2 protein-coding genes and 1 tRNA gene are annotated in these 2,152 nt (G+C 46.4%); all 3 read right to left on the bottom strand.

Annotated features, from left to right (window positions below; translation table 11 throughout):
- Positions 1-77: 77 nt before the first annotated feature.
- Positions 78-154 (bottom strand) — tRNA-Arg (locus TH606_RS10850).
- Between the two features lie 35 nt (positions 155-189).
- Complete coding sequence (gene leuD / locus TH606_RS10845) at positions 190-729, bottom strand: 3-isopropylmalate dehydratase small subunit (RefSeq protein WP_068543966.1); 540 nt, start codon at positions 727-729, stop codon at positions 190-192.
- Positions 730-752: 23 nt separating this feature from the next.
- Positions 753-2,024, bottom strand: coding sequence for a 3-isopropylmalate dehydratase large subunit (gene leuC, locus TH606_RS10840; RefSeq protein ID WP_082863636.1), 1,272 nt, complete (start codon positions 2,022-2,024; stop codon positions 753-755).
- Between the last annotated feature and the right edge of the window lie 128 nt (positions 2,025-2,152).

Genomic DNA, 2,152 nt, shown 5'->3' with positions numbered 1-2,152 from the left:
GGGACTTGAACCCCCACGGGGAATAGCCCCACTGGATCCTGAATCCAGCGCGTCTACCAATTCCGCCACTCCCGCAATGGAGGGCGCGGCGGGAGTCGAACCCACGACCTCTGGCTCCGGAGGCCAACGCTCTATCCTACTGAGCTACGCGCCCTTTATCAAAAGATTTTAAACTTACGTCTCTGGTTGTCAACTTAAAGGCTCTTGAGAATGACTTTCTTCCTCCAGGCGAATTTGTTTGTATTTTTTCTTTATGTGAGGGATTAGCCCTCCATCTTTTAAAAGTTCCTGCATAAAAGCAGGAATAGGTTGAAATTTATAAGTTTTGCCTGTGGTTAAGTCTCTAATAACACCAGCTTCCGGGTCAACTTCTACTTCATGGCCTTCTTCTATCTCTTGGGCGGCTTCTGGAGCCTCTAGAATTAAAAGCCCTGTGTTAAAAGCGTTACGATAAAAAATTCTGGCAAAACTTTCGGCAATAACACAGGATACTCCAGCCGCTTTAATGGCAATAGGGGCATGTTCCCTTGAAGAACCACAACCAAAGTTTTTGCCAGCCACAATAACATCTCCTGGCTTAACTTCTTTGGCAAACTCTGGCCGAGCATCCTCCATACAGTGTTTGGCAAGTTCCTGTGGGTCAGAGGTGTTAAGATAGCGGGCAGGAATTATAACATCGGTATCTATATCATTGCCGAATTTCCAGACACGGCCTTTTATTTTTTGCATATTAGCCTCCTAAAGTCGTTGAATTAAAGTCCCAGTTCTTCTGGGCTGGCAATGCGGCCTAATATGGCTGAGGCCGCGGCCACAGCCGGGCTTGCTAAATAGACTTCGCTTTCAGGATGCCCCATGCGCCCGAGAAAATTACGGTTAGTAGTGGAGACTGCTTTTTCCCCTTTGGCCAGGATTCCCATGTGACCACCAAGGCAAGGACCGCAGGTAGGAGGAGAGATTATGGCCCCAGCTTCAGCGAATATATCAATGTATTTTTTGCGTAAGGCCTCTTTATAAACCCCAGGACTTCCAGGAATAATTATGGCCCGCACATTAGGATTAACCTTACGACCAGAGAATATTTTGGCAGCTACGGCCAGGTCTTCAATGCGTCCGTTAGTACAGGAACCAATAACTACCTGGTCAATATCAATATGGCCCACTTCACTAATAGGTTTGGTGTTTGATGGCAGATGGGGAAAAGCTACCTGTGGTTCTATCTTGGAACAATCGTATTCTATTACCTCCAGATATTTAGCTTTGCGGTCTGCCTTAAAAACTACCGGTTCACGTTTACTGTGTTTGCGCACGTAAGAAAGGGTCTTTTTATCAGGTGCTATTAGGCCTACCTTGGCCCCGGCCTCAATAGCCATGTTTGACATGGTAAAACGCTCAGCCATGGAAAGACGTTTGATAACCTCGCCGGTGAATTCCATGGCTTTGTAAAGGGCGCCATCTACACCTATCTGGCCAATGGTGTAAAGGATTAAGTCTTTTCCAGTAACCCAGGGACGAAGTTCACCTTTATAGGCAAATTTTATAGTTTCAGGAACGCGAAACCAGGTGCGCCCGGTTATCCAGGCAGCAGCAAGATCCGTAGAACCCATACCAGTGGCAAAAGCTCCCAGAGCGCCGTAAGTACAGGTGTGGCTATCTGCCCCTATGACCACGTCTCCAGGGACTACCAGGCCTTCTTCAGGTAAAAGAACATGTTCTATTCCACAGTTTCCCCCTTCGTAATAATGAATAATTCCCTGTTCACGGGCGAATTCGCGGCAAAAACGCACCTGTTCAGCGCTCTGAATATCTTTGTTAGGAGTAAAGTGGTCCATCACCAGGACTATTTTGGTGCGGTCAAAAACTTTAGGAATTCCAGCTTCGCGAAATATTTTGATAGCAATAGGAGCGGTTATATCATTGGCCAGAGCAAGATCCACCGGGCAATCAATTAGCTGGCCAGGTTCTACAAAGGGCAACCCGGCTTTGGCGGCTAAAATTTTTTCTGCAAGGGTCATGGGCCTTTTCATCTCGTCCTCCTTGTAAAAGATTAGCCAAAATTAGCTTTAATGTAATGTTTGAGCAAGGGCAAGTTTTTGGAAACAAGCAAAAATTTCCCTGTCCGTTGAGGTAGTATTTCAGTAATTGTGTCCGAAAA

Origin of the sequence: Thermodesulfatator autotrophicus, from assembly GCF_001642325.1 — a bacterium.
GTDB lineage: Bacteria > Desulfobacterota > Thermodesulfobacteria > Thermodesulfobacteriales > Thermodesulfatatoraceae > Thermodesulfatator > Thermodesulfatator autotrophicus.
Note: the sequence above shows the minus strand (reverse complement) of the source record. Positions and strands in the feature narration are given on the sequence as shown.

Excerpts from the sequence above, each read along its gene's own strand:
- leuD (WP_068543966.1), bottom strand. The coding sequence starts at position 729 with ATGCAAAAAATAAAAGGCCGTGTCTGGAAATTCGGCAATGATATAGAT.
- leuC (WP_082863636.1), bottom strand. The coding sequence starts at position 2,024 with ATGAAAAGGCCCATGACCCTTGCAGAAAAAATTTTAGCCGCCAAAGCC.